Source organism: Pengzhenrongella frigida (assembly GCF_004168625.1).
Taxonomy (GTDB): domain Bacteria; phylum Actinomycetota; class Actinomycetes; order Actinomycetales; family Cellulomonadaceae; genus Pengzhenrongella; species Pengzhenrongella frigida.
Genome location: NZ_SDWW01000022.1, coordinates 42364 through 67797, shown reverse-complemented (window position 1 = coordinate 67797; position 25434 = coordinate 42364). Strand labels below are relative to the sequence as shown.

Below are 25434 nucleotides of genomic sequence, written 5' to 3'. Positions count from 1 at the left end.
GCATCCTCGCCAAGCACGCGGACGACCTGCTGCCGACCGACATCCCGGCCAACGTCTACGAGCAGCTCAAGGCGTCCCAGGTCACCGACGTGCACCTCTTCGCGCGCCGCGGCCCGGCCCAGGTCAAGTTCTCCTCCCTCGAGCTGCGCGAGCTGGGCAAGGTGCCCGACGTCGATGTGGTCGTCTACCCCGAGGACTTCGAGTTCGACAAGGGCTCAATGGCGGCGATCCACTCCTCGAACCAGACCAAGCAGGTCGTCAAGACCCTCACGGACTGGACCCTGATCGAGCCCGACGAGCAGACGGCCTCGCACCGCATCCACCTGCACCTGCTGCACGCGCCGGTGGAGGTGCTCGGCGAGGACGGCCACGTGGTGGCCTTGCGCACCGAGCGCACCGCGCTCAACGGCGACGGGACGGCGTCGGGCACGGGCGAGTTCCACGACTGGCCGGTGCAGGCGGTCTACCGGGCGGTCGGGTACTTCGGCTCGCCGCTGGTCGACATCCCCTTCGACGACCTCCGGGGCGTGATCCCGAACCGCGAGGGCCGGGTGATCGACGTCGACGGTGAGCAGGTGCCCGGGGTCTACGCGACCGGCTGGATCAAGCGCGGACCGATCGGCCTGATCGGGCACACGAAGTCCGACGCCGCCGAGACGATCCGGCACCTGGTCGAGGACGCGACCGAGCAGGACGGCGCCGCGCTGCGCACCGCACCGGAGCCCGACCCGAGCGCGGTGATCGACTTCCTGTCCGCTCGTGGCGTGCCGGTGATCGAGTGGGCCGACTGGGAGGTGCTGGACGCGCACGAGATCGCGCTCGGAACCGCCGCCGGGCGCGAGCGGATCAAGGTCGTGCCGCGCGAGGAGATGACGGCGATCGCCCTCGCCCTGCCCCAGCCGCCGGCCACCGCCTGACCCCCTCGTCACCGGCACGAAGGAACGTGCCGGGCGGTGTGCGCGTTGTCCGGGCAGGACATCGGGCGCAGTTGAGCGCCGGACACGAGGTGAGGACAGCCATGGGTCACCGGCACTACAACGGGCTGAAGACCGCGGCGCTGTTCGGCGTGATGTGGGCCGTGCTGCTCGGCATCTACGCGCTGGTCGGCGGCGGCAACCGCAGCCTGTTCCTCGTCTTCGCCGGCGTCGGCGTGCTCGGCACGATGTACGGGTACTGGAACTCGGACAAGATCGCCATCCGCGCGATGCGGGCGCAGCCGGTCAGCGAGCTCGAGCAGCCCACGATGTACCGGATCGTGCGCGAGCTGTCGACCACCTCCCGCCAGCCGATGCCCCGGCTGTACGTCTCGCCGACGGCGGCGCCGAACGCGTTCGCGACCGGCCGCAACCCGCGCAACGCGGCCGTGTGCTGCACGGAGGGGATCCTCCAGCTGCTCGACGAGCGCGAGCTGCGCGGGGTGCTGGGTCATGAGCTCATGCACGTCTACAACCGGGACATCCTCACCTCGTCCGTGGCGGCTGCCGTCGCCGGCCTGATCACGTCGTTCGCGCAGTTCCTGCTCTTCTTCGGCGGGTCCGACCGCGATCGCGGCGGCAACCCGTTCGCCGCGATCGCGCTCGCGATCCTGTCGCCGTTCGCCGCGATGATGATCCAGATGGCGATCAGCCGCACCCGTGAGTTCGACGCCGACGAGGACGGCGCCCGGCTCACGGGCGACCCGCTCGCGCTGGCGTCCGCCCTGCGCAAGCTGGAGACGGGGACGCAGCGGGCGCCCCTGCCTCAGGACCGCGACCTGGTCGACGTCTCGCACCTGATGATCGCCAACCCGTTCGCCGGCGGCGGCGTCGGCAAGCTCTTCGCCACCCACCCGCCGATGGCGGAGCGCATCGCCCGGCTCCAGCGGATGGCCGGGACGCCGCCGTACTGACCGCCCAGCACCCCGCACAGCCCCCGTGGTGAGCCGCGGACGGCCGGGCGGGGCCCGGGCGGGGCCCGGGTGGGGTGGTTGCCGGGCTGAGGCGACGGGCGCCCCGGGGCCCAGGCGCCCAGGGGCAGGATGGTGCTCATGAGCACACGCCTGGGGATCGGGCTGGCAGCTGTTGGTCGGCCCGCCTACATCACCGCCCACCGCGGTCCCGACCTCGGCGCGAACCGGACGGTCGAGGAGCTTGAGCGCCGGACGCACGTGCTGCTCGACGCCGCGTACGACGCGGGGTTGCGGTACGTGGACGTGGCCCGGTCCTACGGGAACGCTGAGGAGTTCGCGGCGCACTGGTTCGCCTCGCGTGGTGCCGTCGATGTCGAGGTCGGTTCGAAGTGGGGCTACCGCTACGTCGGTGACTGGCAGCTGCGTGCCGACCTGCACGAGGTCAAGGATCACTCGCTCGGCGCGTTCCGCGAGCAGTGGCCCCTGACCAGGGACCTGCTGGGCGACCACCTCGGGCGCTACCTCGTGCACTCGGCGACCCCGGACACCGGAGTGCTCGCGGACACCGAGCTGCACCGTGAGCTGGCCACGTTGCGCGACAGGGGCATCCGGGTCGGGATCTCGACGTCGGGCCCCCGGCAGGCCGACGCGATCCGCACCGCGCTCGACGTCGAGGTGGACGGCGCACCGCTGTTCACCGCGTTCCAGGTGACCTGGAACCCGCTCGAGCCGTCGGTCGGCGCCGCGGCGGCGGAGGCTGACGCGCGCGGCAGCCAGGTGGTGGTCAAGGAGTCGGTGGCCAACGGACGGCTCGCGCCAGGGGGCGACGACGGGTCGGTGGGGGTTCGGCACGTCGCGGTGCTCGCCTCCCGCGCGGGGGTGGCCATCGACCAGCTCGCCGTCGCCGCCGCGCTGGCACAGCCGTGGGCGTGGCGGGTGCTGTCCGGCGCCGCTACGCCCGAGCACCTCGCGTCACACGTGGTCGCCGCTGGTCTGGTGCTCGACCCGGAGCTCGTCGAGGAGGTGCTCACGGCCGCGCAGGATGCCCGCGACTACTGGGCGGAGCGGTCGACCCGGCCCTGGACCTGATCGGGGACGCCATCCCTGCTGGGCTCTGCGTCGCTAGTGTGTCGAAGCCGCGTCGCTCGGGGAGCTCAGCGGCTGAGCGGCCCAGCTGCGGAGCAGGTCGAGGGCGTCCGCGGACGAGGATCCGGGTTCCGTCAGGTAGGTGGCGATGACGATCCCGTTGCTGGACGGCAGGACGAGGGTCTCGAACGCGAGGGTGATCTCGCCGACGACGGGGTGGTTGATCCGTTTGGTCCCGGTGGTGTGGGTGCGCACGGTGTGCCCGCCCCACCAGGTCCGGAACTCGGGGCTGCGGGTCGCGAGCTCCCCGACCAGGGCCATCAGCGCCCGGTCGCTGGGGTCCCGGCCGGCCAGGAGGCGCAGGGCCGACACAGCCTCGCGGGCGGTGGTCTCCCAATCCGGGTAGAAGCTCCGCGACCGCTCGTCGAGGAACAGGTAGCGGGCGCTGTTGAGCGGTGCGGCGTCGGCCGGGAACAGGTGGGGGAACAGGGCCCGGCCGAGGGCGTTGGAACCGGCGGCTGTCGCGACCCGGTTCATCGCGATCGCGGGCACGTCACGCATGGTCTCCAGCAGCTGGGCGACCAGGGGAGAGACGCGGGACTCCGGCTTGGCCCGCGGCCCCCGCCGCGGCCCGGTCGCGGACCGGGCCAGGTCGAACAGATGGGCCGCCTCCGCCGCGTCGAGCTGCAGCGCCCGCACCAGGGCGAACAGCACGCTCTCCGAGACACCACCGAGGTCGCCGCGTTCCATCCGCGTGTAGTACGCGGTGCTGACGCCGGCGAGCTGAGCGACCTCCTCCCGGCGCAGGCCCGGGACCCGGCGCTCCCCACCGAAGACCGTCAGCCCGGCCCTCTCGGGTGTGATGCGTGCGCGCAGGGCCGTGAGGAACTGCTGCACGTCGTTCTGGGTGTCCATGTTCGCGACGCTAGCCGAGTCCCTGTGGGCCGTGGGAGTCCCTGGCAGGGACTCTCACCCCGGCCCCTTGCGCGCCTACGGTCGAGCCATGACCAACACCACCATCACCTTGAACAACGGCGTCGCGATGCCGATCCTCGGGTTCGGCGTCTTCCAGGTCCCCGCCGACGAGACCGAGCGCGTCGTGACCGACGCCCTGGCCGCCGGGTACCGCCACCTCGACACCGCCGCGGCCTACGGCAACGAAGAGGCCGTCGGCCGCGCCATCGGTGCCAGCGGCATCCCGCGAGACGAGCTCTTCGTCACCACCAAGCTGTGGATCCACGACGGCGGTGAGGAGGGCACCAAGCGCGCCTTCGCCACCTCCCTGCAGCTCCTCGGGCTGGACCGTCTCGACCTGTACCTGATCCACCAGCCGCTCGGGGACTACTACAGCTCCTGGCGTGCGATGCAGGAGCTGTATCGCCAGGGCCTGATCGCGGCCATCGGTGTGTCCAACTTCTACCCCGACCGGCTCATCGACCTCATCGAGCACAGCGACGTCACCCCGGCGGTCAACCAGGTCGAGACGCACCCGTACTTCCAGCGGGCCGCGTACCAAGAGCTGCTCGCGGAGCGTGGGGTGCAGATCGAGTCCTGGGGCCCGCTCGCCGAGGGCAAGAACAACATCTTCAGCGACCCGACCCTGACCGCGCTCGGCGAGGCGCACGACAAGTCCGTCGCCCAGGTGACGCTGCGCTGGCTCATCCAGCGCGGCGTCGTCGTGATCCCCAAGTCGACCCGACCTGAGCGCATGGCCGAGAACCTCGACGTCTTCGACTTCCTGCTCACCGACGACGAGATGGCCCGCATCGCCACCCTCGACACCGGCGCCAGTCTCGCGTTCGACCACCACGACCCTGCCATGGTCAGCTATCTCAACAGCGCGCGGATCCACTGAGCACGTCGATGACGCCTCACCCAGGCGAACCAGCGCCCTCGCCCACTACGGTCGGGAAATCAGGCTGGACGAACGCGTGCGGGGGTACGGTCGAGCTCACCGCTGGTCCGGTGGTCGTGGTCCCTGGGCCGGTGTGCCCGGACGAGCAGATCATGGTCCGCCGCGACGGCACGGTCGAGCTGCAGCCCGCCTCAGCCAGCGGCACCTGAGCGCGGCTTGCGACGAATCAGAGACCAGGTGGCCGCGCCCGCCGCCTTCATCCGGTGCAGCAAGATCTCGGCCCACGTGAACTCCGCCGCCAAGATCGCGACACCCGCGAACACGGTGAGCAGACCCGGGCCCGGCAGCACGAGCATCGCGATGCCTGCGACGACCAGCGTGCTGCCCACGAGCCCGACGACGACCCACCGGACCGGGCCAGGCAGGAAGCCGAGGGCGGACCGGACTCGCTCCGGCAACGAGAGGGGCCGCGTGCCGGCGGCGGGGCCGGAGCTCGCGTCGGCGTCGGTGTCGATGGTCGGGCCGTTCGGGTCCATGCCCCCATTGTGCATGGCCGCCCTTCGTCGCAGTCGCGACCTGGTGCAAGTCGCCGAGGTTCCGCGGGTGGCGAGCTGTCGCGGGACGAGACGTTCCCACGGGAACGTCTCGTCCCGATAGATGAGACGGAACTGTCCGTAGTCTCGGTCGGCGTGTTCCGACGTGGCGCCGGTCCTTGCCCCTCCCGCGGACCACCCTGCCGACCTCGGAGACGTCACCCCAGATCAGGCGCCTACCTCAGCGGTAGTTGGCGAACTGGAGCGCCACGTCGAGGTCGGCGCCCTTGAGGACGGCGATCACCGTCTGCAGGTCGTCCCGGCTCTTGGCCGAGACGCGCAGCTCGTCGCCCGTGATCTGCGCCTTGACGCCCTTGGGGCCCTCGTCGCGGATGATCTTCGCGATCTTCTTGGCGTTCTCGCTGCTCAGGCCCTCGACGATGCTGGCCTCCAGGCGGTACTCCTTGCCCGACAGGCGCGGCTCCTTCTCGCCGGTGTCGAGGCTCTTCAGCGAGATCCCGCGACGGATCAGCTTGGTCTCGAACACGTCGAGGATCGCGAGCACCCGCTCGGGGGAGTTGGCGATCATGACGATCTGCTCTCCGCTCCAGGCGATGGACGCGCCGACGTTCTTGAAGTCGTACCGCGTGGCGATCTCCTTGACGGCCTGGTTCAGCGCGTTGTCGACCTCCTGCCGGTCGACCTTGCTGACGACGTCGAACGACGATTCGTTCGCCATGGGGTTCCTCCAGTGCTCGCGCGGGTGCGCGCCAGGCCTCGGCGCGCGGGTCTTGACCGGGGCGAGTTCGTAGACCGTCCCGGGTGTTGCTATCCTTCCATCCGCACGACGCGTGGTGCTCCTCGGAGCTCGACGTGCAGGCCTGGCGGGTTACCCGAGTGGCCAAAGGGGGCTGACTGTAAATCAGCTGGCAACGCCTACGGGGGTTCGAATCCCTCACCCGCCACCGACACGGGGCGTCCTCATCGAGGACGCCCCGTTCGTGTACCCGGCGCCGAGAAGCCCCTCCCGAAGGCGGGTATCGTCGCCGTCGGGCAGGCTTGTCAGGCAGGGATTCGCGGGCACGCCCCAGGGCGTGTAACCTTTGGTCGCGCTGCCCCGATAGCTCAGTCGGTAGAGCGTCTCCATGGTAAGGAGAAGGTCAAGGGTTCGATTCCCTTTCGGGGCTCTGTTGGGTTCGACGGGTCGACGTGCATTGCGTCGGCCCGTCACCAGCGTGGCGGGGTAGCTCAGGTGGTTAGAGCACACGGCTCATAATCGTGGTGTCGCGGGTTCGAGTCCCGCCCCCGCTACCAGCATGAAGCTCGCGCGCCAGCCGGCGGCGCGCAGCAGTAGTTGACGAGCGTCGCGCGAGCGGCGCGAGATGTGAAGGAAGGCTCGCTGTGGCCAGCAAGAGTTCGGACGTTCGCCCCAAGATCACCCTCGCCTGCGTGGAGTGCAAGGAGCGCAACTACATCACCAAGAAGAACCGCCGGAACAACCCCGACCGCCTCGAGCTGTCGAAGTTCTGCCCGCGCGACGGCAAGCACACGCAGCACCGCGAGACCCGCTGACCGCTCGCCCCTCCAGGCGAGTTCACGCATGTCGGTCAACGTCGCGTTCGCAGGGCGCCAGTACTCGCCGAACCCGGCCTACGAGGTAGGCCGGGAGAAGATCCGCGAGTTCGCGGATGCGGTGGGTGCCACGCACGCGGCGCACTTCGACCCCGCGGCGGCCCGCGGGCTCGGCCACCCGGACGTCATCGCACCACCGACGTTCGCGGTCGTCGTCGCCCAGCGCGCCGAGCAGCAGTACATCGCAGACCCCGACGCCGGGATCGACTTCAGTCGCGTGGTGCATGCGGACGAACGGTTCACGCACCATCGCCCGATCCACGCGGGGATGCGGCTCGTCACGGTCCTGCACGTCGACTCGATCGTCGAGCGGGCCGGGCTGGCGATGATCACCACCCGCGCGGAGATCACGGCCGACGACGGCGGGCCCGTCGCGACCGTCGTCTCGACGATCGCCGTGCGCGGGCCGGAGGTGGCCGGATCATGAGGCCCATTCTGGCCGAGCTCGCCGTGGGCGACTCGATCGGGACAGCCGTGGTCGAGGTCGACCGCGGCCGACTGGTCCGGTACGCCGGGGCCAGCGGGGACTTCAACCCCATCCACTACAGCGACCGGGTCGCCGCCGCCGTCGGGCTGCCGGGCGTCATCGCGCACGGCATGTGGACCATGGGTGCCGTCGTGAACCTCGTCGTCGACTGGGCGGGCGATCCCGGTGCCGTGGTCGACTACCAGGTGCGGTTCACCCGGCCCGTCCCCGTGCCCGACCCGGGGACCGCGCTCGTCGAGGTCTCGGGCACGGTGGGCGCGCTGGATCTAGCCGCGGGAACCGTGCGCGTCGATCTCACGGTCACGCACGCCACGGCCCGCGTGCTGGCCAAGGCCCAGGTCCGCGTCCGCCTGTAGCCCGCGTCGGGGCCCTCGAGCCCGCGCATGCCGGACGGTCGCCAGCGCCCACATCGCGAACGTCGCGGCCACCATGGTCGCCAGCGCCGCGGCACCGCCGCTCACGAACGCCACGATCCCCGCCACGAGCGTGATGCCGCCCAGCGTCGAGATGGTCACGACGTAGGGCATCGGCGAGCGCTGCCCGCCGCCGGCGCCGTACACCTGCCAGATCTGCGCCTTGGCCGTGTAGCACGCGGCCACTCCCAGGGCGAAGACCGCGACGACCAGTGATCGGTTCCCGGTCAGCCCGGCCACGGTCGTGCCGGCCAGCGACAGTCCGTAGAGCGCGACGCCCGCACCCACGAACGCCGTCGCCATCCCGTCTTTCCAGGTCAGATGCATCTCGACCTCCGTGCTCCGCGCCCACCCCGCTCACGGATGAGCGATCACGATCGATGATGCCGCTGACGACCTCGCAGGTGGAGAGGCGAACGTCCCGGTGTTCGGGTGTCGGTGGCTGATCCGCTTCAGTCCGGGGGTGGCTGGACGAGGCGCAACGTCGCCCGGGTCGGCACCGCGTCGTCGGCGGGCCGCGAGGCGATGGCGAGCCGGCTCCGGGTGTGCCCGGCCATGCGTCGCTTCTGGATGTGGCGTTGGATCCGGCTCATCGCCGACGACGCGGGCTGGTCGCCCAGGTCCAGCTCCCGGCCCGAGGACGGGATCACCGAGCCGCCCAGGTCCTCGAAGAACTCGCGCCAGTCGATCCAGACGCTGCCGGCGAACCACCTGTCGTTGATCCTCGTCGCCATCAGGAGGATCTCGTCGGTCACGTCCGTGGAGTCGAGGACCTCGGTCGAGAGGTGGGTGCGTCCCCGAGCGTCCGTCCACATGAAGTTGCGCGCCATGGCTAGTCCTTGGGGGGCTCGTCAGGAGGCGACTGCTTCACCTGGTCCGACCATAGGCCCGAAACGACCCGCAGCGATCACCCGTTCGAGTGGGAGGCCGCGCGGGGGGCTGCGGTGGTGGTGCCCTGCTCGTACTGGACCGGGAGGATCACCGGCGGGAACGGGACGCCGGCGATGAGGGCGATGGCGGCCTCGCCCGCCTGGCGGCCCTTCTCGGCGAGCGGCTGCCGGACGGTCGTGAGCACGTCGGGGGCGAGCCACGGCAGGTCGAGCCCGTCGAAGCCGGCGATCGAGACGTCCTCGGGCACGCGGAGCCCGAGCTCGCGAGCCGCCAGGACGACCCCCGAGGCGAGCAGGTCGCTCAGCGCGATGATCGCCGTCGGCGGATCCGGGCGGGACAAGATCTCGTGCCCCGCGCTGCGTCCGTGCTCCACCAGGGACGCCGGGGTCTCGATCACGATCTCGGGGACGACGCCGGCGTCGGCGATCCCGGCGAGCCGCCGTCGCGTGGCGAGGTACCCCGACCGCGGGTCGCGCGCGGGATCGGGCTCGCCGAGCCGACGGTCGTGGCCGAAGGGGAGGGCGACGACGCCGAAGCGCTCGTGCCCGAGCGCGCGCAGCGTGCGCACGAGCGCCTCGGTGCCGCGGCGGTCGTCGATCCCCACCCGCGCGGTCGGGTGGCTCGCCGGCACCCGGCCGGCCGGTCCGTCGCGCTCGGTCGGCGCCCCGAGATCGCCCTCGACGAGGACCACCGGGATGCCGCGCCGGGCGAGCGCTGCCACCACGGCGTCGTCGGGCCCGTTGCAGAGCACGACGACGGCCGCATCCATCGCGGCGTGCGCGACGAGCGGTGGCACGTCGCCGGCCTCGGACGGGATCAGCAGGATGCCGATGTCGTGGGCGCCGAGCGACTGGGCCAGCCCGTCGAGCATCTGGATCGAGACCGGGTCGCGGAAGCTGCGTCGCAGGCGGTCGCCGAAGATGGCACCGACGATGCCCGAACGCCCGGTGCGCAGCTGCTGACCGAGCGGGTTCGGTCCCGGGTAGGCGAGGTCGGCGGCCGCGGCGAGCACCCGGTCGCGGGTCGCGGCCGCGATCGGGCCCGCTCCCGAGAAGGCCAGCGACGCGGTCGAGACCGAGACTCCGGCGGCGACGGCGACGTCGGCCAGGGTCGGGCGTCCGGTGCTCACGGGCGGGTCACCTCTCGTCGGCGGGCGGGTAGGGCGGGCGGGGAACTGGGTTTGACGGCGCGGCCAGCGTACCCACACACTTGACGCAACCATCAAATCGATTCGACCTCGCGGTCGCGCCGTTCGGCTGGTCGATGATCGAATCGATTCGACCTTCGACCGGCCAGTGCGACTGGCGAGCCGGGCCGACAGATGGCCGAGCACCACGGGCGGTCGGTCCGACTCCATCGGACCGCTCCGGTCTCGCGTCTGGCCTGAACTGCCCGCGTCTGCCCGAAGAACTGCCCGCACCTGCCGAAGAACTGCCCGCACCCGCCCGAAGAGAGAACGTCATGCTCCACCCGCGCCCCACCGACCGTCGGTCGTCCGCCACCCCGCTCACCCGCGCCCGCTGGTTGTTGATGGGCCTGTTCGCCCTCCAGGGCCTCACGTTCGCCAGCTGGCTGGCGCGCCTGCCCGCGGTGCGCGACGCGCTCGGCATGTCCCCGAGCGAGCTCGGGGTGGTGCTGCTCGCGGGGGCGGTCGGCGGGCTGCTCACCGTGGCCGTGGCCGGGATGGTGGTCGCGCGGTTCGGTGGACTGGTCACGCTCAACACCGCCACCGCCGCGTTCGCGGCGTCGTTCCTGCTGCTGGGCATCGGGCCCGCGCTCGGCAGCACCCCGCTCCTCGTCGCTGGGGTGTTCCTCGGCGGGGTGTCCGCCGCGCTCGGCAACGTCCCGCTGAACGTCGAGTCGGCGGCGGTGGAGCGACGCATGGGCCGCTCGGTCCTGCCGCAGTTCCACGCCGTGTTCTCGATCGGCGCGGTGCTCGGCTCGCTGGCCGGCGCGGTCACCGCGCACTTCGAGATCTCGCTGCTGACGCAGTTCGCCGTGACCGCGGTGGTCGGCGCCGCGATCCGGCTCGCCAGCAGCCCGCACGTCATCCTCGACACCCCCTCCCCGCGCGGGCGCGCCGCGCGTGCGGGTGCTGCGGTCGCCGGTGACGTGCTCGACGGCGTCGTGCTCGGCCACGCGCTGACGCCAGGCGCCGATCCCGCCGCGCACGCGATCCCGCTCGCGTCCACCCTCCGCGGCAGCGGGCTGCGCACCGCGCTCGCCGCCTGGCGCGAACCGCGCACCCTGCTGATCGGGCTGGTGATCATGGCGGCCGCCCTGTCCGAAGGCGCGGCCAACGACTGGGTGGCGCTCGCCGTCGTCGACGGCTTCGACCAGGCCGAGTCCGTCGGCGCCGCCTTCTTCGGGATGTTCCTCGCGGCGATGACGGCCGTCCGGCTGCTGGGCACGCGGCTGCTCGACCGCCACGACCCGGTCCTCGTGCTGCGGATCTCCGGGATCGTCTCCCTGGTCGGCCTGCTGCTGTTCGGCTTCGCGCCGACGCTCCCGCTGGCCGGGGTCGGCGTGGTCGCATGGGGGCTCGGCGCGGCGCTCGCGTTTCCGATCGGGATCTCGGCCGCCTCGGCCGACCCGCTCCGGGCCGCCGGCCGCGTGGCGGTCATCTCCGCGTTCGCCTCGATCGCGTCGCTGGCGGCCCCGCCGCTGCTCGGGATCGTGGCCGAGTCCCTCGGGACCCGGCGTGCGCTCGTGCTGATCACCATCGCGATGGTGATCAGCGTCAGCCTGGCCCGCCACGTCGCCCCGGCCGACTCCCGTGACCTGGCAGACTCGACGCGGCCCGCTGGTAGCGGTGAGCCAGAGACCTGGGGGAGACCGGTGACCGATCACGCAGTCGGGGCGTCTGAGGAGCTGACGCCGGCCGGAGCGATTGCTGCGGGCGCAAGGTGAGGACGAACATGACCGAGAGCTCCGCGGGTCGGCCGGTCGACACGACCGTGCGCGCCGCCACGATCGCGGTCTTCGCCGTGTTCGTGCTGAACGGCTTCAACTTCGCCAACTGGGCGTCCCGCATCCCGGCGGTCCGGGACGCGCTCGCGCTGTCTCCCGCCCAGATCGGCGTCCTGCTGCTGGTCGGCTCGATCGGCTCGCTCCTGGCCCTGCCGTTGGCGGGGATCGTCGTCATGCGCCTCGGCGCGGCCCGGACGGTGGTCCTGTTCGCCGCCGCGAACACCGCCGGTCTGCTGGTCGCCGCGACCGGGGTCGCGTTCGACCAGCTCGTGGTGGTCGGCGCGGGCCTGGTCCTGTTCGGCGTCGGCACCGGGGTGTGGGACGCGGCGATGAACATCGAGGGCGCGGCCGTCGAGCAGCGGCTCGGCAAGGCGATCATGCCGCGCTTCCACGCGGGCTTCTCGTTCGGCACGATGGCCGGGGCGGCCGTCGGTGCGCTCGCGGCCTACCTCCACGCCCCCGTGCTCGGCCACCTCGCGGTCGCGCTGGGCGTGAGCTTCCTGGGTGTCCTGTGGGCGGTCCGCTCGTTCCTGCCGGCGAGCGCCGAGGCCGACGTGACCCCCGGCGCCCCGCTGTCACCCGCCGATGCCCTGCCCGACGTCGCGCGCGCCCGGCACGCGTTCGGCGCCTGGCTCGAGCCCCGCACGCTCCTCATCGGCCTGGTCGTGCTCGCCGCGGCCCTCACCGAGGGGTCGGCCAACGACTGGGTCGGCCTTGCCGTCGTCGATGGCTTCGACCAGACCCACGCAGCCGGCGCCCTGACCTTCGGCCTGTTCGTCACCGCGATGACGGCCATGCGGCTGCTCGGCACCGGGCTGCTCGACCGCTACGGACGCGTGCCGGTGCTGCGGCTGTGCGCGGTGCTCTCGATCGTCGGCCTGCTGATCTTCGGCCTGGTCCCCAGCCTGCCGTTCGCGCTTGTCGGGGTCGTGCTGTGGGGGGCGGGGGCCGCGCTCGGCTTCCCGGTCGGCATGAGCGCCGCGAGCGACGACCCGGTCCGGGCCGCTGCGCGGGTGAGTGTCGTGTCGACGATCGGCTACACCGCCTTCCTCGCCGGTCCGCCGCTGCTCGGCCTGCTCGCGGCGCACGTCGGGTACCGGCACGCCCTGCTCGCGATTGCCGTGCCGGTGGTCATCGGGCTGTTCGTGCTCCCGGCCGCGGCACCCCTGCCGACGGCGGCCGGCGGTCAGGGCAACCCCGGGCGCCCCGCGTAGCCTGGGCGCCATGAGTCTCCCCGCCCTCCCCGACGCCGCTTCTGCCGATGCTGATGCTGCTGCCGATCCGGCTGTCGCTGGGTCCGGCGGCCGGCACCTGGCCGAGCTCACGACCCTGCGCCTCGGGGGGCCGGTCGGGCGGTTCGTCGAGACGTCGACCGAGGCCGATCTGATCGAGACCGTGCGCAGCGCCGACGCTGCGGGGGAGCCGCTGCTCGTCATCGGTGGCGGCTCGAACCTCGTGGTGGCCGACGGCGGCTTCCCCGGCGTCGTTGTGCGCGATGCGCGCCGGGGGCTCGAGATCGAGGCTGCGGACACCTGCGGCGGGGCGAGCATCACGGTCCCGGCCGGCGCGGTCTGGGACGACGTCGTCGCGCGGGCGGTCGCCGAGGGCTGGATCGGGGTCGAGGCGCTCGCCGGGATCCCCGGGTCCGCCGGTGCGGCGCCGGTGCAGAACATCGGCGCGTACGGCCAGGAGCTCGCCGGGGTGGTGGCGTCCGTGCGGGTCTGGGACCGCGAGCAGTCGCGCGTGCGCACGCTCCCGCTGGTCGACCTGGCGTTCGGGTACCGCACCTCGGTGCTCAAGCGCTCGCTGACCGCGCCCGGCACCCCGTGGGGCCCGACCCCGCGATTCGTCGTGCTCGACCTGAGCCTGCAGATGTACCTCGGCGACCTGTCCGCGCCCATCGGCTACCCCGAGCTTGCGCGGCGGCTCGACGTCGCCGTGGGCGAGCGCGCCCGGACGCCCGACGTGCGCGCGGCCGTGCTCGAGCTGCGCCGCGGCAAGGGCATGGTGCTCGACGCCGACGACCCCGACACGTGGAGCGCCGGCTCGTTCTTCACGAACCCGATCCTCGACGTCGACCAGGCCGCCGCTCTGCCCGCCACCGCGCCGCGGTACCCGGTCCAGTCCGGTCGTCCCGCGCGGTCGTCCGGACCGCACGCCCAGGAGGTCGAGGCAGGGCTGACCAAGACCAGTGCCGCGTGGCTGATCGAGCACGCCGGGTTCGGCCGCAGCTTCGGGCTGCCGGGGACGGTCGGCCTGTCGACCAAGCACGTCCTGGCCCTGACGAACCGAGGCGACGGCACCACCGCCGAGCTGCTCGCGCTCGCCCGGGTGGTGCGCGACGGCGTGCAGTCGGCGTTCGGGGTCGTCCTCGAGCCCGAACCGGTTCTGGTCGGCTGCTCGCTGGACGAGTCGTAACCCTCGCGAGGGGGGCTGGTCCGGTCCACCTGGACCGCCGGCCTACCCGGACCGCCCGTCGCCCAGCGGCGTCAGCAAGGTGCCACGCACGAGATCGACGACGGCTTCGTCCGTGAGGCCCCGGGCCCGCGCGGCAGCGACAAACTCTGCCGCAGCCCGGCCGAGCCCGACGTCGGTCGCGGGCGCCCCGTCCGCCACGACAGTTCCGGTCCGCCGACGCGTCACCACGACCCCGCTCGTCTCCAGCTCGCGGTAGGCCCGCGCGACCGTCCCGGCGGCCACCCCGAGGTCGACCGCGAGCGCGCGAATGGTCGGCAGCCGATCCCCGGCGCGCAGCCGTCCGGCCGACGCGTGGGCGACCACCTGTGACCTGATCTGCTCGTAGGGCGGCACGCCCGACGCCAGGTCGATCTCGATCTGCATGCTCATGCGAGCAGGCCGTGCGGGCTCAGCGCGGCCGCGCCGTCGGCCACGACGGGTCGGGCGGGCAGGAACACCGCCGCGGTGCTCCCGAGCCACGCGACGACGCCCAGCACCATCGACGCGATCCCGACCGCGGCATAGCCCGCGGCTCCCGTCGCGATCCCGTTCGCCGAACCGCCGACGCCGACGGAGTGCACAGCCGCGCCGGCGATGAACAGCACTCCGGCCGCCGTCCAACCGAGCACGAGCTGGACGCCGCGGAGCAGCCGACGGGACGACGTCCGGCGCAGCCCGAGATCCCACTCGGGTGCCGCGTCCATCACCGCGGGCCGCCTGGCGACCAGGCCCAGCACGGTCTCGCTCGCGAGCAGGACAGCGGTCGTTGCCAGGAGCAGCGGGACGCCGTAGAACCAGCCGGGGAAGGGGCCTGCCCCCGCGCTGCCGTCGGTGAACGTGCGCGTGATCCCGCGCCCGTCATCGGACGCCGCACCGCACGCGACGAGCGTGACGGCGGTGAGGGCCGACCAGCACCAGGTGGCACGTCGCAGCCGGCCTGGTGCGACATCGGACGTTGTCCGGCGCGTCAGGGGTGCCCGTCGGATCGTCCCGCTGGGTCGGGGCCAGGTGAGCTCGCCGAGGCCCTGCACGGCCGCGAACGCGAGCCCGGCAGCGGCGGGGACCAGACCGAGGTAGATGCCCTGTCGGCCGTCGGCGGACGATCCGGTCAGGACACCGAGCCCGACGGCCATGCTGGCGAACAGGCAGATCAGCGCCAGCACGTTGACTGCGCCAGCATGCCGGCGAGCGGCCGCCGCAGCATCGGAGGGGGCAGGGTCGGGTCGCCGCGCGAGGACCGCGATCAGGGTCGCGCCGATCACGAGGGGAAGGCTGACGACCGCCAGGACGACGACGAGGTGCATCGGGGGACCTCCGGGTCCGCTCACGAGTGGCAAGGATTAATGTACTGGTTCATTGATACAATGATCCAGACGGCGACGCCTGTCAACAGGACGCCGAGAGCCCGCCGCATCACACCGATCGAACGGTCAGGCGACGAGGAAGTCCAGGAGATCGGGATCTCGACCCGGATCTTGACCCGGATCCCGCCGGGGAACTCGGTCTCTGGTCGTCCAGACGGGTCGGCCCGCTCGGTCGTGGAATTCGTAGCGCACGCGCGCGATGGTGTCGCCGGGCCCGGGCCCGGGCCCGGTCCCGCGCGCGAGGGTGTGGCGGGTGAGGGTGAGGTCGAGCCGGTGCACCTCGTGGTGATGGAAGTTGCACAGCAGGACGCCGTTTTCCACGGAGGTCACTCCGCCGTCGCGGGTCCACCACGCGAGGTGGTGGATGTTGCACCAGCGGGCGTGGGCAGTGCAGCCGGGCACGGCGCACTCGCGGTCTCGGGCGATGACGGCCTTGCGTTGGGGGCCGGTGAACAGCCGTTCGGTCCGGCCGAGGTCGAGCGGGACGCCGTCGGCGTTGACCACGATCCGGGTCAGCTCGCAGTCGCACATCAGCTGGCTGAGCTCGCTGGCCGCCACGGGTGTGCCGTCCTCGAGGGTCGCGGGTGCGTAGCTCGCGGGTTCCCCGTTCGCGCGCTGACCGTCGGCGGCTTCCCCGGCTTCCCCGGCGGCCTCCCCGGGCTCCCCGGGCTCCGCGGGCACTCCGCTGGCGGGGGTGCTCGGCGTCCGGTGGTCGCCGCCGTCGCGCCCCGGTTCCGAGGAGCGGGTGTCGTCACCGTCGAGCCCGGGCTCGACGGTGCCGAGGAACCCGAAGGTCGTCAGCGAGGCGCGGCGCCGTTCGCGGTCGGCCTGGGCGGCGATCCAGGTGGCCTCCGTCAGGATCAGCGAGATCTGCGGCGGGACGTGGGCGCCGGGTTTCGTGGTGGGGTCGCCGAGGGCGGCGAGCGCGAGGGAGGTCAGCGCGTCGGCGTTGCGCTGGCCGAAGTCACGGTCGTCGTTGATGCCGGGGCGCCCGGCGACGGCTTCCAGTGCGAGGGTGAGCTTCTGCCCGGTGATCGCGTCGAGGAGCCCTTTGAGGTGGGAGCCGTTCGGGCCGGTGGACACCTGGAAGTAGCGCGCGCGGTACTGGGCCTGGTGGTCACGCTCGAGGCCCTCGGGGTCGAGCGTGGCGGCCCACCGGTCGGCGGTCTTGCCGAACGTGCCGGCGTCCTGGGTCTCGGCGAGCTCGACGAGGGCTTCCTGGCCGGAGGTCGAGGTGGCGGCATCGCGCTGGGCGGGGGTGCCGGCGGAGGCGATCTTGGCGATGATCGTGGCGTGCTCGAGCGGGATCCGGCCCTCGGTGACCGCGACCACGACGTCCGGGACGGTGTCGAGCTCGGTCGCCTGGCGCACCTGGGCGGTGCCGCCGTGTTTGCCGAGGCGCGAGACGCGGCCTGCCCAGCCGCTCAGGTCGGGGTCGCCGTGGCCGCGCCAGGTGTCGGCGTCGCGTTCGGCGATCAGGACGGCGGCGCGGGTGGCGGTGAGCGCGTCGATGGTGCGGGTGAGGTCGGCGAACACCGCATGGCGGTCCGGGCCCGACCACTCGGTGGCGCCGGAGCTGTCAGCGGCCAGCAGTGCGGCAGCGGCCTGGAGGTCGGCCATGTGCCGACGGGCCACGCATGGACCGGCCGCACCGACGTGCCCGGCTGGCCCGACCAGTCCGCCCGTCGCGACGTCGTCGGCCGCAGTCGCGTCCACAGCTGCCCCCTGTCGCCGTCGAGTCGCATCCCCAACAACTGCGTAGGTGCTCGTCCTCGAACGCCTGTGCTAATGCTACCCGAACCAGGACTAAACCGTCAAGGGGTTCGGCAGAACTGATCACCACCAGTCTCGACGCAGGTCATCCCGACGATCCGCGGACCCCTGCGACCGCCCCCACCATCACCCGAGCCACCCACTCACCCCGGGTCGCGGGCGAGCCACGCGTCGACCCCGGCGAGCAGCCGCGCCGTCGTGCCGGCCGACGCCCGCGACGCCCGGATGGAGCCCCGGGCCAGCTCGGCGAGCTCGGGGTCGGAGAACCCCAGCTCGTCCCGGGCGACCTGGTACTGGGCCACCAGCCTCGAGCCGAACAGCAGCGGGTCGTCGGCACCCAGGGCGATCGTCGCGCCGGCGTCGACGAGCACCCGCAGCGGCACCTGCGCGGTCTCGGCATAGACCCCGAGCGAGACGTTCGACGCCGGGCAGATCTCGAGCGCGACGCCGTCGGCCACGATGCGGTCCAGCACACGCGGGTCCTCGGCTGACCGCACGCCGTGGCCCAGCCGGTCGGGCCGCAGGTGATCGAGGACGTCCTCGACGTGCGCCGGACCGAGCAGCTCCCCGCCGTGGGGCACCGACGCGAGGCCCGCGCGCCGGGCGATCCGAAACGCCGCGGCGAAGTCGGCGGTCTCGCCCCGACGCTCGTCGTTGCTCAACCCGAAACCCACCACCTCACCGGGGCCGTCGCCCGCGTACCGCGCCGCGAGCCGCGCCAGCGTGCGCGCCTCGAGCGGGTGCCGCATCCGGGAGGACGCGACGACGACGGCGACCTCGACCCCTGTGGTGGCGCTCGCCTCGCGCGCGGCGTCCAGCACGATCTCGAGCGCCGGGGTGATCCCACCGACGAACGGCGCGTACGAGGTCGGGTCGACCTGGATCTCCAGGCGGCCGGACCCCTCGGCGGCGTCGTCGGCCGCTGCCTCCGCCACGACCCGGCGCATCACGGACTCCGAGCGCACGAGGGTCCTCGCGGCGTCGTACAGGCGCTGGAACCGGAACCAGCCGCGCTCGTCGAACGCCAGCCGGACGGGGTCGCCGTCGAGCAGCGCGGCCGGCAGCCGGACCCTGGCGTCCTGGGCGAGGTCGGCGAGCGTCGCGACCCGCATGGACCCGGTGAAGTGCAGGTGGAGGTGCGCCTTCGGGAGCAGTGTCAGGTCGCGCACGCCCGTGAGTCTGCCAGGCATGGCGCCGCCGGTCGGGCGGCGGATCAGCTGTCGTCGCGCCGTTGCCACCGGAACTTGCGCACGCCGACCACCAGCCCGACCACGAGCCACACGATCAGGACGGCTGCGGTGGCGGGGTGCTGCCACGAGCCGCCGACCTCACCCGCCTCGGCGCTCGCGGGGAAGAAGGCCGAGCGCATGCCCTGCGCGATCCATTTGAGGGGGAAGACCGCCGCGAGGTTCTGCATCCAGGTAGGGAGCGAGTCGTACTGGAAGAACACCCCGGAGATGAACTGCAGGATCAGGACGACCGGGACCACCACCGCGCTCGCGGACTTTCCCGACCGGGGGACCGACGAGAACCCGATGCCGCACACGCAACCGGTCGCGGTGCCGAGCAGGAAGACCCACGCGAACGTGGCCCAGGCCGAGGCGGTCGTCGGCATCGGCACGTCGAAGAGCGTCGCTGCGACGACGAGCAGCAGCGCCGTCTGCACGAGCGAGGTCACCAAGACCTGCCCGATCTTCCCCAGGAAGTACGACGTGGCCGGCATCGGGGTGCCACGCAGACGTTTGAGGGCGCCGTCATCCCGTTCGACAGCGATCGAGGTCGCGAGGTTCTGGAAGCTCGAGAGCATCACGCCGGTGGCGATCATGCCGGGCAGGAAGTACTGCGCGAACGGGATGCCGGGCGGTGGGCCCACCGTGCCGCCGTCCTGCCCGAAGACTGTCGCGAAGATCCCGAGCATGATCACGGGGTACGCGAAGATGAACACGACCGCGTCCCGCTCGCGGAAGAACTGCCGCATCTCGAGGCCCACCCGGGCGAGCCCCAGCGCGAGCGTGCTCGGCAGGGTGGTCGATCCGGGACCGACCCGGTCGGTCGAGGTGGTCATCGGACGTCCTCCATCTGGTCGTCCTTGTCGGCGGTCCTCGGCCGGCCGTCCGGTGGCGGTTCGACGGCGGGAACCTCCCCGATCATCCCGAGATAGACGTCCTCAAGGCTCGGACGCACCACCTGCAGCCCCGGCACCTCGCCGTCGACGGCAGCCCGGGTCGCGAGGTCGCGCACGAACGCCGTCGGGGTGTCGGTGCGCTGCTCGCGGTGATGCACGGGCCCGCCGCCGGCCGACTGCTCGGTCCAGCGCACGATCGCGCGGCGGGCGTTGCGCCCACCGAGGTTCGCGGGGGTGTCGAGCGCGATCACCTGTCCGTCGCGCACGACGGCGACCCGGTCGGCCAGGTGCTCGGCCTCGTCGAGGTAGTGGGTCGTGAGCAGCACGGTGGTACCGGTGTCGCGCAGGCCGTCCAGGAGGTCCCAGAACGAGTGGCGGGCCTCCGGGTCGAACCCCGTCGTCGGCTCGTCGAGGAAGAGCAGCTCCGGGTTCCCGACGATTCCTAGTGCGACGTCGAGCCGGCGGCGCTGGCCCCCGGAGAGCTGCCGTGTTCGGGTCCCCGCCTTCTCCGACAGCCCGACGGACTCGATCACCTCGTCCGGGTCACGCGGATGGGGGTAGTAGCGGGCGAAGTGGTGCACCAGCTCGTGGACGGTGAGCTCCGCCTGGTCGTTCGCCGTCTGGAGCACGATCCCGATCCGCGACCGCCAGGCGCGATCCGCGGTCGCGGGGTCGGCGCCGAGCACGCTCACCGACCCGCCGTCCCGGTTCCGGAACCCCTCGAGGATCTCGACGGTCGTCGTCTTGCCGGCCCCGTTCGGGCCGAGCACGGCGAAGATCTCGCCCCGGTGGACGGACAGGTCGAGGCCGTCGACGGCCTGCTTGTCGCCGTAGCGTTTGCGCAGGTCGTGTACCTCGACGGCAAAGTCGGGATCAGTCATGGCACCACCTTGGCAGTTGGACCCCGCCGATGCAGTGACTTCTCGCGCAGCTACCCCTCGCGCAGCAGCGCCTGGATGCGCGAGACGCCCTCGATCAGGTCGTCGTCGCCGAGCGCGTAGGACAGCCGCAGGAAGCCGCTCGGCCCGAACGCCTCGCCCGGGACGACCGCGACCTCGACGGTCTCGAGGATCAGGGTCGCCAGCTCGGCCGACGTCGTCGGGGTCACCCCGCGGATCGTGCGACCGAGGACGCCCTCGACGCTCGGGTAGGCGTAGAACGCGCCCTGCGGCATCGGGCACACGACACCGTCGATCGCCGAGAGCATCTCGACCATCGTGCGCCGACGGCGGTCGAACGCCGTCCGCATCGCCGCGACGGCGGACAGGTCCCCGGTGAGCGCGGCGATCGCCGCGTGCTGAGAGACGTTGGAGACGTTGGACGTCAGGTGCGACTGCAGGTTGGTCGCGGCCTTGATGACGTCGGTCGGCGCGATCATCCAGCCCACCCGCCAGCCGGTCATCGCGTAGGTCTTGGCGACCCCGTTGAGCACGATCGTGGTGTCGGCGAGCGCGGGCACCGCGCGCACGATAGGGGTGAAGACCGCGTCGTCGTAGGTGAGGTGCTCGTAGATCTCGTCGGTGATGACCCAGATCCCGTGCTCGAGCGCCCACTGCCCGATGGCGGCCGTCTGCGCGGGGGAGTAGACCGCGCCGGTCGGGTTGGACGGCGAGCAGAACAGCAGCGCCTTGGTCGCCGGCGTGCGGGCGGCCTCGAGCTGCTCGACGGTGACCAGGTAGCCCTGGTCGACCCCGGCGAAGACCTCGACGGGAACCCCGCCCGCGAGCCGGATCGCCTCCGGGTAGGTCGTCCAGTACGGCGCGGGGAGGAGGACCTCGTCGCCCGGGTCGACGATCGCGGCGAACGCCTGGTACACCGCCTGCTTGCCACCGTTGGTGACGAGCACGGACGCCGGCGACACCTCGTAGCCGGAGTCACGCAGCGTCTTGGCGGCGATCGCCTGCTTCAGGGCGGGCAGGCCCGCGGCCGGCGTGTAGTGGTGGTTGGCCGGCACCCGGCACGCGGCCGCGGCGGCGTCGACGATGTACTCGGGCGTGGGGAAGTCCGGCTCGCCCGCGCCGAACCCGATCACGGGCCTCCCGGCGGCCTTCAACGCCTTGGCCTTGGCGTCGACCGCGAGCGTCGCGGACTCGGCGATCGCCGCAAGACGTGCGGAGACGCGCGGTTTGGCGGACATCGGGGCACCGGGCTGGTTCGTTTCGCTCACGGGTTCCATCTTGGCATGGCTGGTTCGACCGCTGCCGGGTCCTCGCGTACAGTGATCCACCGGTGGTTGACGTCCGCCATGATCAGTGGTGCCCGCGAGCAGGTTCGTCGCTCGAATCGGATGCCAAGGGGTCATGACGGATCGGGCCACCGAAGGGCAGTGGCGCAATTGGTAGCGCACCGGTCTCCAAAACCGGCGGTTGCGAGTTCGAGTCTCGCCTGCCCTGCGAACGAGGTGACGCCAGGCCAACCGATCACTCGATCGGTCGGTCTGGCCTTGCACCGATGAAGACCACGAAACACGAGACCGAGGGACCCACTGTGAGCGATTCCGCACCCGCTGCGGCGTCTGGCGCCGATGGCGCGGCCGCTGAGCGTCATGCGCCTGCCCGCAGTGGTTCATCGAAGGACGCCCCCAAGGCGAGCCTGTTCGCCCGGATCGCGTTGTTCCTCCGCCAGGTCGTCGCGGAGCTCAAGAAGGTCGTCCGCCCGACTCGCTCGGAGCTCGTGACCTACACCACGGTCGTCCTCGTCTTCGTGCTCGTCGTGATGGCTTTCGTGACGGGGATCGACCTGATCATCGGGCGGATCACGCTGTGGGTGTTCGGCGGCTGAGCGGTCGGTCCGCTCGCGCCAGGTCGGTTCGTCAGTCGTGTTCATGAATGAAGTTCTTTGAAGAAAGCAGGTCCGGACGTGTCGCAGGAGTCGCAGGAGTCGCCCGCCGTGGAGGCGAACCTCGAGGACAGCCTCGCGTCGGTCGAGGCGGTTGAGACGGCCGTCGAGGCCGACGTCGACGAGGTCGTCGCCGAGGACGTCGAGGCCGCGCAGGACGAGGAGTCCGCGCCCGCCGAGGACGAGGTCGAGGTCGAGCTCGACCCGATCGAGGAGTTCAAGTCCGAGCTGCGGCGCCTCCCCGGCGACTGGTTCGTCGTGCACTCCTACGCCGGGTACGAGAACCGCGTGAAGGCCAACCTGGAGAACCGCACCCAGAGCCTGAACATGGAGGACTACATCCACCAGGTGGAGGTCCCCATGGAGGAGGTCACGGAGATCAAGAACGCGCAGCGCAAGATCGTGCGCCGCGTCCGGATCCCCGGGTACGTCCTGGTCCGCATGGACCTCACCGACGAGTCGTGGGGCGCCGTGCGCCACACGCCCGGGGTCACCGGCTTCGTGGGCCACACCCACCAGCCGGTCCCGCTCACGCTGGACGAGGTCTTCTCGATGCTCGCCCCGACTCTCGCGCCCAAGACGCAGGCAGCTGCTGCTGCCGCCAAGGCCGCGAGCGAGATCAAGGTCGACTTCACGGTGGGCGAGTCCGTCACCGTGACCGACGGGCCGTTCGACACGCTGCCCGCCTCGATCTCCGAGATCAACGCCGAGAGCCAGAAGCTCAAGGTGCTCGTTTCGATCTTCGGCCGGGAGACCCCGGTCGAGCTGTCGTTCAGCCAGGTCGCCAAGATCTGACCTGACCGACCAGGCCCGACGCCGTCGCGCGACGTCGTCGGCAGTGCACGTCACCGTTCACCGAAGCAAGGACCCGAAATGCCCCCGAAGAAGAAGGTCTCCGGCCTGATCAAGCTCCAGATCAAGGCTGGGGCCGCCACGCCGGCACCGCCCATCGGCCCCGCCCTGGGCCAGCACGGCGTCAACATCATGGAATTCTGCAAGGCGTACAACGCCGCGACCGAGTCGCAGCGCGGGAACGTCATCCCCGTAGAGATCACTGTCTACGAGGACCGCTCCTTCACCTTCATCACCAAGACCCCGCCGGCCGCGGAGCTCATCAAGAAGGCCGCCGGAGTCGCCAAGGGCTCGCCGACGCCGCACACCGTCAAGGTTGCGACGCTGACGGCCGAGCAGGTGCGTGAGATCGCGACGACCAAGCTCGAGGACCTCAACGCCAACGACATCGCCGCCGCCGAGAAGATCATCGCCGGCACCGCCCGCTCCATGGGCATCACGGTCGCAGGCTGACCCACGCAGCATGATCGGACCGCTCGGGCGAAGAGTCCCGGGCGACGCATGAACGAGCACGACCGGTGCTGGACGTCAGCACCGGGTGTGGCAGGGCCGCGCTGGCCCGCAGACCACAACTGCAACAAGGAGCAGCGATGAGCAAGCGCAGCAAGGCCTACCAGGCCGCCGCCGAGAAGATCGAGAAGGACTACGCGTACACGCCCCTCGCGGCCGTGCGCCTGGCCCAGGCGACGTCCGTCGCGAAGTTCGACGCGACCGTCGAGGTCGCGTTCCGCCTCGGGATCGACCCCCGCAAGGCCGACCAGATGGTCCGCGGCACCGTCAACCTTCCGCACGGCACCGGCAAGACCGCTCGGGTCCTGGTCTTCGCCACGGGTGAGCGTGCCGAGCAGGCGCGTGCGGCCGGCGCGGACATCGTCGGTGGTGACGAGCTCATCGAGCGCGTCGCGGCCGGTTTCACGGACTTCGACTCCGCCGTCGCGACCCCGGACCTCATGGGCAAGGTCGGGCGTCTCGGGAAGGTCCTGGGTCCGCGCGGACTCATGCCGAACCCGAAGACCGGCACGGTGACGATGGACGTCGCGAAGGCCGTCAACGAGATCAAGGGCGGAAAGATCGAGTTCCGCGTGGACAAGCACTCCAACCTGCACTTCATCATCGGCAAGGTCTCCTTCACCGATGTGCAGCTCGTGGAGAACTACAGCGCGGCGCTCGAAGAGGTCCTGCGGCTCAAGCCGTCGGCCTCCAAGGGTCGCTACATCTCGAAGGCGACGATGGCGACCACGAACGGCCCCGGCATCTTGGTCGACCAGAACAAGACGCGGAACCTCACCGAGGAGGAGGCCGAGGTCGCCTGACCTCGTCCCCACCTGAGTGACACGCAGGGCCCGGCGACCTCGGTCGCCGGGCCCTGCTGCGTCCCCCTGCGGCATCTCCGCACCCGGGACACCGCCCGGGGACGACGAGGGCGTGCGCTGCGGTCGGGCGGATTTGGCCTCACCCGCGCGGTGCCGTACTCTCATACCTGCCCAAGACCGCCGGTCGTCGGCCATGACTCGAAATTGAGTGGTGGCTCACCGAAGTCCCGCATCAGCGGGGTCCAGCGTAGGTGAGAGTTCGCGTCGCATCAGTGCGGCACCGAGCCCCGCGCCTGCGCGGGGCTCTTCGTTGTTTTCGGGGTGGACGCGACGCCCGGTGGCAAAACCACCGGAAGGATTGCCATGGCGAGGCCGGACAAGGCAGCCGCAGTCGCAGAGCTCACGGATCAGTTCCGCAGCTCGAACGCGGCCGTGCTGACCGAGTACCGCGGGCTCACCGTCGCCCAGCTCAAGCAGCTGCGGCGCGCGCTCAGCGGTAACGCAACCTATGCCGTGGTGAAGAACACGCTGACCGCAATCGCGGCCAAGCAGGCCGGCGTCGTCGGACTTGACGACAAGCTGGCCGGCCCCTCGGCCATTGCCTTCGTGACCGGTGACCCGGTTCAGGCTGCCAAGGGACTGCGTGACTTTGCCAAGGCGAACCCCGCACTGATCATCAAGGGTGGTGTCCTCGACGGACGCGCCCTGACCGCTGCGGAGATCACCAAGCTCGCGGACCTCGAGTCCCGCGAGGTTCTGCTGGCCAAGCTGGCCGGCGCTTTCAAGGCGTCGCTCTACCAGGCGGCTTACCTCTTCACGGCGCCCGCGACTCAGGCCGTGCGCACCATCGACGCCCTGCGCGAGAAGCAGGCTGCGGCATCGACAGAAGACGCTGCCTGAGCCGTTCTGGCCCAGACGCACCCATCACCCCGCCCGTCGGCAGGCTTCACGCCCGCT

28 protein-coding genes and 4 tRNA genes are annotated in these 25434 nt (G+C 71.6%); 19 read left to right on the top strand and 13 right to left on the bottom strand.

All coding sequences use genetic code 11. The features are described from left to right. The 3 genes from EUA98_RS10625 to EUA98_RS10615 all read left to right on the top strand — a co-directional run. On the top strand, positions 1-917 hold a 917-nt coding region (locus EUA98_RS10625), incomplete at its 5' end, for a ferredoxin--NADP reductase domain-containing protein (RefSeq protein WP_491562669.1). 101 nt (positions 918-1018) lie between these two features. Then, a complete protein-coding gene (gene htpX / locus EUA98_RS10620; RefSeq protein WP_130102656.1) occupies positions 1019-1888 on the top strand; it encodes a zinc metalloprotease HtpX in 870 nt (289 codons plus the stop codon). A 138-nt stretch (positions 1889-2026) separates the two neighbouring features. After that, positions 2027-2977: an aldo/keto reductase gene (locus EUA98_RS10615; RefSeq protein ID WP_130102655.1), complete on the top strand. Its 951-nt coding sequence runs from the start codon at positions 2027-2029 to the stop codon at positions 2975-2977. 33 nt (positions 2978-3010) lie between these two features. Here EUA98_RS10615 and EUA98_RS10610 read toward each other — a convergent pair whose 3' ends face one another. Next, complete coding sequence (locus EUA98_RS10610) at positions 3011-3889, bottom strand: helix-turn-helix transcriptional regulator (protein WP_130102654.1); 879 nt, start codon at positions 3887-3889, stop codon at positions 3011-3013. An 88-nt stretch (positions 3890-3977) separates the two neighbouring features. Between EUA98_RS10610 and EUA98_RS10605 the strand changes: the two genes are divergently transcribed. Next, positions 3978-4829 carry an aldo/keto reductase gene (locus EUA98_RS10605; protein ID WP_130102653.1) on the top strand — a complete coding sequence of 284 codons (852 nt, stop codon included), beginning with the start codon at positions 3978-3980 and terminating at the stop codon, positions 4827-4829. A 191-nt stretch (positions 4830-5020) separates the two neighbouring features. Here the strand turns inward: EUA98_RS10605 and EUA98_RS10600 are convergent, their stop codons facing one another. Together EUA98_RS10600 and EUA98_RS10595 are read right to left on the bottom strand one after the other, a co-directional pair. Continuing rightward, the gene (locus tag EUA98_RS10600; protein WP_130102652.1) at positions 5021-5365 is read right to left on the bottom strand and encodes a PGPGW domain-containing protein; all 345 of its coding nucleotides are present in this window, start codon (positions 5363-5365) and stop codon (positions 5021-5023) included. Between the two features lie 238 nt (positions 5366-5603). After that, complete coding sequence (locus EUA98_RS10595) at positions 5604-6101, bottom strand: YajQ family cyclic di-GMP-binding protein (RefSeq protein WP_130102651.1); 498 nt, start codon at positions 6099-6101, stop codon at positions 5604-5606. Between the two features lie 144 nt (positions 6102-6245). Between EUA98_RS10595 and EUA98_RS10590 the strand changes: the two genes are divergently transcribed. From EUA98_RS10590 to EUA98_RS10565, 6 genes are all read left to right on the top strand, one after another. After that, positions 6246-6327: transfer RNA gene (locus EUA98_RS10590), tRNA-Tyr, on the top strand. A 149-nt stretch (positions 6328-6476) separates the two neighbouring features. Next, positions 6477-6549, top strand: a tRNA-Thr gene (locus EUA98_RS10585). Between the two features lie 50 nt (positions 6550-6599). Further along, positions 6600-6676: transfer RNA gene (locus EUA98_RS10580), tRNA-Met, on the top strand. 87 nt (positions 6677-6763) lie between these two features. Beyond that, positions 6764-6934 carry a 50S ribosomal protein L33 gene (gene rpmG / locus EUA98_RS10575; RefSeq protein WP_130102650.1) on the top strand — a complete coding sequence of 57 codons (171 nt, stop codon included), beginning with the start codon at positions 6764-6766 and terminating at the stop codon, positions 6932-6934. Between the two features lie 28 nt (positions 6935-6962). Beyond that, entirely contained in the window at positions 6963-7421 is a 459-nt protein-coding gene (locus EUA98_RS10570) for a MaoC family dehydratase N-terminal domain-containing protein (protein ID WP_130102649.1), read from the top strand. Then, positions 7418-7837 (top strand): MaoC family dehydratase, encoded by a 420-nt coding sequence (locus tag EUA98_RS10565; protein WP_130102648.1) that lies wholly within the window; start codon positions 7418-7420, stop codon positions 7835-7837. Before EUA98_RS10570 ends, EUA98_RS10565 begins: the two co-directional genes overlap by 4 nt. Here the strand turns inward: EUA98_RS10565 and EUA98_RS10560 are convergent. The 3 genes from EUA98_RS10560 to EUA98_RS10550 form a co-directional block, all read right to left on the bottom strand. After that, on the bottom strand, positions 7748-8221 hold the full coding sequence (locus EUA98_RS10560) for a hypothetical protein (RefSeq protein WP_130102647.1): 474 nt from the start codon (positions 8219-8221) through the stop codon (positions 7748-7750). The two genes, EUA98_RS10565 and EUA98_RS10560, sit on opposite strands and share 90 nt — an antisense overlap. Before the next feature lie 125 nt (positions 8222-8346). After that, entirely contained in the window at positions 8347-8724 is a 378-nt protein-coding gene (locus EUA98_RS10555) for a hypothetical protein (protein ID WP_130102646.1), read from the bottom strand. Positions 8725-8801: 77 nt separating this feature from the next. Then, positions 8802-9914, bottom strand: a complete 1113-nt coding sequence (locus EUA98_RS10550; RefSeq protein WP_242511388.1) for a LacI family DNA-binding transcriptional regulator — start codon at positions 9912-9914, stop codon at positions 8802-8804. A gap of 332 nt (positions 9915-10246) precedes the next feature. On the opposite strand from EUA98_RS10550, the gene EUA98_RS10545 reads away from it, so the two are divergent. Genes EUA98_RS10545 through EUA98_RS10535 form a run of 3 tightly spaced genes read left to right on the top strand, consistent with a single transcriptional unit; the run spans position 10247 to position 14173 of the window. After that, positions 10247-11695 carry an MFS transporter gene (locus EUA98_RS10545; protein WP_130102644.1) on the top strand — a complete coding sequence of 483 codons (1449 nt, stop codon included), beginning with the start codon at positions 10247-10249 and terminating at the stop codon, positions 11693-11695. 8 nt (positions 11696-11703) lie between these two features. Beyond that, on the top strand, positions 11704-12969 hold the full coding sequence (locus EUA98_RS10540) for an MFS transporter (RefSeq protein ID WP_130102643.1): 1266 nt from the start codon (positions 11704-11706) through the stop codon (positions 12967-12969). Positions 12970-12979: 10 nt separating this feature from the next. Next, positions 12980-14173, top strand: a complete 1194-nt coding sequence (locus EUA98_RS10535; RefSeq protein ID WP_130102642.1) for a UDP-N-acetylmuramate dehydrogenase — start codon at positions 12980-12982, stop codon at positions 14171-14173. 42 nt (positions 14174-14215) lie between these two features. On the opposite strand, the gene EUA98_RS10530 is transcribed toward EUA98_RS10535, so the two are convergent. The 7 genes from EUA98_RS10530 to EUA98_RS10500 all read right to left on the bottom strand — a co-directional run bounded on the left by EUA98_RS10530 (position 14216) and on the right by EUA98_RS10500 (position 21650). Further along, a complete protein-coding gene (locus EUA98_RS10530) occupies positions 14216-14602 on the bottom strand; it encodes a GntR family transcriptional regulator (RefSeq protein WP_130102641.1) in 387 nt (128 codons plus the stop codon). Beyond that, positions 14599-15540, bottom strand: a complete 942-nt coding sequence (locus EUA98_RS10525; protein ID WP_130102640.1) for a hypothetical protein — start codon at positions 15538-15540, stop codon at positions 14599-14601. Before EUA98_RS10525 ends, EUA98_RS10530 begins: the two co-directional genes overlap by 4 nt. Positions 15541-15642: 102 nt before the next feature. Beyond that, positions 15643-17292 (bottom strand): HNH endonuclease signature motif containing protein, encoded by a 1650-nt coding sequence (locus tag EUA98_RS10520; RefSeq protein WP_130102639.1) that lies wholly within the window; start codon positions 17290-17292, stop codon positions 15643-15645. Between the two features lie 200 nt (positions 17293-17492). Continuing rightward, positions 17493-18518 carry an adenosine deaminase gene (locus EUA98_RS10515; protein WP_130102638.1) on the bottom strand — a complete coding sequence of 342 codons (1026 nt, stop codon included), beginning with the start codon at positions 18516-18518 and terminating at the stop codon, positions 17493-17495. Positions 18519-18562: 44 nt separating this feature from the next. Beyond that, positions 18563-19414: an ABC transporter permease gene (locus tag EUA98_RS10510; RefSeq protein ID WP_130102637.1), complete on the bottom strand. Its 852-nt coding sequence runs from the start codon at positions 19412-19414 to the stop codon at positions 18563-18565. Continuing rightward, on the bottom strand, positions 19411-20355 hold the full coding sequence (locus EUA98_RS10505) for an ABC transporter ATP-binding protein (RefSeq protein WP_130102636.1): 945 nt from the start codon (positions 20353-20355) through the stop codon (positions 19411-19413). The genes EUA98_RS10510 and EUA98_RS10505 overlap by 4 nt, the downstream gene beginning before the upstream one ends. A gap of 50 nt (positions 20356-20405) precedes the next feature. Further along, entirely contained in the window at positions 20406-21650 is a 1245-nt protein-coding gene (locus EUA98_RS10500) for a pyridoxal phosphate-dependent aminotransferase (protein ID WP_434063491.1), read from the bottom strand. Positions 21651-21794: 144 nt separating this feature from the next. On the opposite strand from EUA98_RS10500, the gene EUA98_RS10495 reads away from it, so the two are divergent. The 6 genes from EUA98_RS10495 (at position 21795) to rplJ (ending at position 25377) form a co-directional block, all read left to right on the top strand. Then, positions 21795-21867 (top strand) — tRNA-Trp (locus tag EUA98_RS10495). 94 nt (positions 21868-21961) lie between these two features. Then, on the top strand, positions 21962-22255 hold the full coding sequence (secE, locus tag EUA98_RS10490) for a preprotein translocase subunit SecE (protein ID WP_165372789.1): 294 nt from the start codon (positions 21962-21964) through the stop codon (positions 22253-22255). A 78-nt stretch (positions 22256-22333) separates the two neighbouring features. Then, positions 22334-23107, top strand: coding sequence for a transcription termination/antitermination protein NusG (nusG, locus tag EUA98_RS10485; RefSeq protein ID WP_130102634.1), 774 nt, complete (start codon positions 22334-22336; stop codon positions 23105-23107). 78 nt (positions 23108-23185) lie between these two features. Then, a complete protein-coding gene (gene rplK, locus EUA98_RS10480; RefSeq protein ID WP_130102633.1) occupies positions 23186-23617 on the top strand; it encodes a 50S ribosomal protein L11 in 432 nt (143 codons plus the stop codon). 137 nt (positions 23618-23754) lie between these two features. Further along, entirely contained in the window at positions 23755-24477 is a 723-nt protein-coding gene (rplA, locus tag EUA98_RS10475; RefSeq protein ID WP_130102632.1) for a 50S ribosomal protein L1, read from the top strand. 363 nt (positions 24478-24840) lie between these two features. Beyond that, the gene (gene rplJ, locus EUA98_RS10470; protein WP_130102659.1) at positions 24841-25377 is read left to right on the top strand and encodes a 50S ribosomal protein L10; all 537 of its coding nucleotides are present in this window, start codon (positions 24841-24843) and stop codon (positions 25375-25377) included. Positions 25378-25434 lie beyond the last annotated feature (57 nt).

Coding starts and splice junctions, on each gene's coding strand:
- htpX (WP_130102656.1), top strand. CDS start 1,019: ATGGGTCACCGGCACTACAACGGGCTGAAGACCGCGGCGCTGTTCGGC.
- EUA98_RS10555 (WP_130102646.1), bottom strand. CDS start 8,724: ATGGCGCGCAACTTCATGTGGACGGACGCTCGGGGACGCACCCACCTC.
- EUA98_RS10500 (WP_434063491.1), bottom strand. CDS start 21,650: ATGGAACCCGTGAGCGAAACGAACCAGCCCGGTGCCCCGATGTCCGCC.
- EUA98_RS10510 (WP_130102637.1), bottom strand. CDS start 19,414: ATGACCACCTCGACCGACCGGGTCGGTCCCGGATCGACCACCCTGCCG.
- rplK (WP_130102633.1), top strand. CDS start 23,186: ATGCCCCCGAAGAAGAAGGTCTCCGGCCTGATCAAGCTCCAGATCAAG.
- rplJ (WP_130102659.1), top strand. CDS start 24,841: ATGGCGAGGCCGGACAAGGCAGCCGCAGTCGCAGAGCTCACGGATCAG.
- EUA98_RS10545 (WP_130102644.1), top strand. CDS start 10,247: ATGCTCCACCCGCGCCCCACCGACCGTCGGTCGTCCGCCACCCCGCTC.
- EUA98_RS10615 (WP_130102655.1), top strand. CDS start 2,027: ATGAGCACACGCCTGGGGATCGGGCTGGCAGCTGTTGGTCGGCCCGCC.
- EUA98_RS10605 (WP_130102653.1), top strand. CDS start 3,978: ATGACCAACACCACCATCACCTTGAACAACGGCGTCGCGATGCCGATC.
- EUA98_RS10570 (WP_130102649.1), top strand. CDS start 6,963: ATGTCGGTCAACGTCGCGTTCGCAGGGCGCCAGTACTCGCCGAACCCG.
- EUA98_RS10530 (WP_130102641.1), bottom strand. CDS start 14,602: ATGAGCATGCAGATCGAGATCGACCTGGCGTCGGGCGTGCCGCCCTAC.
- EUA98_RS10600 (WP_130102652.1), bottom strand. CDS start 5,365: ATGGACCCGAACGGCCCGACCATCGACACCGACGCCGACGCGAGCTCC.
- EUA98_RS10565 (WP_130102648.1), top strand. CDS start 7,418: ATGAGGCCCATTCTGGCCGAGCTCGCCGTGGGCGACTCGATCGGGACA.
- EUA98_RS10560 (WP_130102647.1), bottom strand. CDS start 8,221: ATGCATCTGACCTGGAAAGACGGGATGGCGACGGCGTTCGTGGGTGCG.
- EUA98_RS10540 (WP_130102643.1), top strand. CDS start 11,704: ATGACCGAGAGCTCCGCGGGTCGGCCGGTCGACACGACCGTGCGCGCC.
- EUA98_RS10595 (WP_130102651.1), bottom strand. CDS start 6,101: ATGGCGAACGAATCGTCGTTCGACGTCGTCAGCAAGGTCGACCGGCAG.
- EUA98_RS10535 (WP_130102642.1), top strand. CDS start 12,980: ATGAGTCTCCCCGCCCTCCCCGACGCCGCTTCTGCCGATGCTGATGCT.
- rplA (WP_130102632.1), top strand. CDS start 23,755: ATGAGCAAGCGCAGCAAGGCCTACCAGGCCGCCGCCGAGAAGATCGAG.
- EUA98_RS10505 (WP_130102636.1), bottom strand. CDS start 20,355: ATGACTGATCCCGACTTTGCCGTCGAGGTACACGACCTGCGCAAACGC.
- EUA98_RS10610 (WP_130102654.1), bottom strand. CDS start 3,889: ATGGACACCCAGAACGACGTGCAGCAGTTCCTCACGGCCCTGCGCGCA.